Raw genomic sequence first — 3,055 nt, 5'->3', positions numbered from 1 at the left:
GCCGCCAGCGTGAAAAGAGCGGAAACATCACCAGCAAGATCATCACCAGCACATAGTTCGACCAGGTGACGGGATTGCGCACCACCTCGACCGTATCGGTCACCGCGTTGCGTCGATCCGTGCCCAGTTCGTACTCGACGGTCAGGTAATAATTGCCGGGCGGGATATCCTTGAAGACAAGGGCTTCTTCCCTGCTGCCTTCGGACCAGCTTTCGCCGCTGTCGACGCCGCGGTAGTAGCTGACTTCCTGGCCCCCCTGATAGGCTTCCCCGGTATCCTTCTCGATCAAGGTGGTGGTGATGTCGGCCCAGTTGTTGTCGAGGTCGGTGCTGTGCTCCACACGAAGCGAGCGGGCCCGGCTTTTCAGGGTGAATTCCTGAGTGGTCAGCGTTGCTTCATCGTTGTACGGCGAAAGCACCAGCGGCTGCTTGAGAACGACGCGCGCGGAAAAAATCAATACGAATGCCAATTGCAGCAACGTCGCCGCCAGCGCCAGCTTCCAGAACAGCCGACACACGCCACGGTGGCGTTCGGCCAGCGGGTTGGGTTGATTGGCATAGACACCGATGCGCTCCAGGGGCGATGCCGTGATCTTGAACGCTGCGCACAGGGCCTCCGGCTCCAGATACTCACCCTCCGACCAGCTGGCCTCCTTGTCGGTGACCTCGCGCGAGAGCATCAGCGGCGGGCAGACGTAGTCTTCGACGATGCACGATTCCCCGACGGCAACCCGCCAGTAGAACTCGCCCAAAACGTAGGTCACTTCCGCGGTGCCGGAGCTGAAGAGCTTGAACTCCGAACCCTTGAACTGGAACGAGGCCTGACCGCGGCCGACCATGGGTGGATTGGACAGGGTACGGGCGAAATTCCAATGCCCTTGGTATTCGGTCAGCCAGGCGAAGCCCGGTTCGGCGTTGAACAGCAGGTACTCGGACCACGGGTAGTCTATGCCGTCAGACCGCGTGCTGCGCCGCATGAAGCCGATCACTTCCCACTCGATGCCATGCAGCGTGCCTTTGCTGCCGAGCGGCAACCAGGGCTGAATGCGAAGCGACTGTGCGGCGCGCGCCAGCAACTTCACGTTCTCGTTGTCGATGCCGACGATCGAGCCGCAGCTTGCGCAGGCGATACTTTCGATGGCGCCGGAATGCACGGTCAGCGGCGTGGCGCAATGCGGGCAGTTGAAGGCCCGGGCCTTGATCGTCGCGGCCTGCGCGGCCGAGGCGGCAGCCGTATCCTTGAGGTTGGTCAGCTTGAGTTCGTCGAACTTCGCCGGGTAGCCGACAAAGACCAGCGGCGGTGTTTCACTGTAGTCGATGGTGACGAAACGGTCGTTACCGCGCAGGTCGGCGGTGTTGGCGTCGTAGCCCGACTCGACCCTGAACGGCAGTTCGCCCTGTCCGGCGATACAGCGTGCCGATTCGAGGTCGGTGACGGTGAAGCTGCTTCCGCCAACACTGATCTGCATTTCCGGTTGCAGTGCCTCGAAAGACGGCAGGGTGTCGTCAACCAGCGTTTGCGAACTGACGACGAACTCGCCGCCCGCCTCGGATAGCCAAGCGCTGCGCGCATCGTCAAAGAGAATGTGCCATTCGTTCCACAGGCCGGATTCGTGCCTCAACTGGATGCGTCCGATGACGCCGAAATGATGTCCGCGAAATGTCCCTTCGCTGCCGATCTGGATCAGCGTCGGGTCGTCCATCAGCTCCGCCATGCGACCGAGATTCTTCAGATCCTCGCCGTCGCGTAGCAGGGTGCTGCGACAGAACTCGCACACCGCATAGACCGAGGCTGCCGATTGGAAGCTGACCGGCGCGCCGCAGGAAGGGCAACTGGCGGTCTTCACGGGATTAAAACAAAAGCCTTACCACAGAGGCGCAGAGTTACAGAGGAAACGCAGAGGAAAGCCAAGACTTGCTTTGGGTTTTCTCTGCGTCATCTCTGTGCCTCAGCGCCTCTGTGGTGGGTTTTGATTCATCAGCCCAGCTTGCCCAGCAACTCAGCCTTCTTGGCATCAAACTCGGCTTGTGAAAGGATGCCTTTGGCGACCAGTCCGTGCAGTTTTTCCAGGGTGGCGACCACTTCGTCGGCACTGACAGCAGCACCGACTGGTGCTGCCGGTGCTGCGGCTGGCGCTGGTTGCGCCACCCCAGGCTGTACGGCTTGCGTCATGGCCTGTGCCATGCTCTGTCCAATGCCCAGGCCGGCACCCAGGCCAGCGCCCATTCCAGCCAATCCGCCTTCGTTCTGCGCGGCCAGCGGAATGGCGTTGGCTACCTGATACTGGGTGAATCGCCCCATGTCGCCGATCATGTTCATGCCGATCTTGGTGTCGAGTATCTTCTGCAGCTCTTCCGGCAAGGTAACGTTCTGCACGACAAAGCTGTCGAGTGCCAGGCCATAGCGGTCGAACACCGGTTCCAGCTTTGTCTTCAGTGCCGTGCTGAATTCAACCTGATTGGCGGCCATGTCGATGAAGGGAACGCCCGACTCGCCGAACAGGTCGGTCATCGTTCCGATCACCACGTTGCGCAGTTGTCCGTCAAGCTCATCAACGCCGTACTGTTCGCGAGTGCCGGAAATTTCCTTGTAGAGCTTGCCCGGATCGGTGAGCTTGTACGAATAGATGCCGAAGGCCCGCATGCGCACCATGCCGAAATCCTTGTCGCGAATGGTGATCGGGTTCGGCGTTCCCCACTTGCGGTCGAGTTGCAGGCGGGTCGAGAAGAAATAGACGTCGGACTTGAATGGCGAATCGAACAGCTTGTCCCAGTTCTTCAGATTGGTCAGCACCGGCAGCGTCTGCGTTGTCAGTTTGTACAGGCCTGGGCCAAAGACGTCGGCGACCTGACCTTCATTGACGAATACCGCCATCTGCGAATCGCGCACCGTCAGCTGGGCGCCGTTCTGGATTTCGAAGTCCTGCATCGGATAGCGGTAGGCTAGAACGCCATCGCCCTCCTCAGTCCATTGAATGACGTCAATAAACTGTTTCTTGATGAAATCCATGAGTGCCATGAGGTTCTCCCTGAACGAAAGCAGCCTGATTAGTAGG

Annotated in this window: 2 protein-coding genes; both read right to left on the bottom strand. The window is 59.9% G+C overall.

Features of this window, described 5'->3' with window-relative positions; genetic code table 11:
• On the bottom strand, positions 1 to 1,846 hold a 1,846-nt coding region (locus PROAA_RS09210), incomplete at its 3' end, for a DUF4178 domain-containing protein (RefSeq protein ID WP_186411063.1).
• A gap of 131 nt (positions 1,847 to 1,977) precedes the next feature.
• On the bottom strand, positions 1,978 to 3,055 hold a 1,078-nt coding region (locus PROAA_RS09205), incomplete at its 5' end, for an SPFH domain-containing protein (protein WP_245664225.1).

The sequence above is a fragment of the Candidatus Propionivibrio aalborgensis genome (assembly GCF_900089945.1).
Lineage (GTDB): Bacteria > Pseudomonadota > Gammaproteobacteria > Burkholderiales > Rhodocyclaceae > Propionivibrio > Propionivibrio aalborgensis.
The sequence above is the reverse complement of the archived record's forward strand: the minus strand, read 5'-3'. Positions and strand labels throughout refer to the sequence as shown.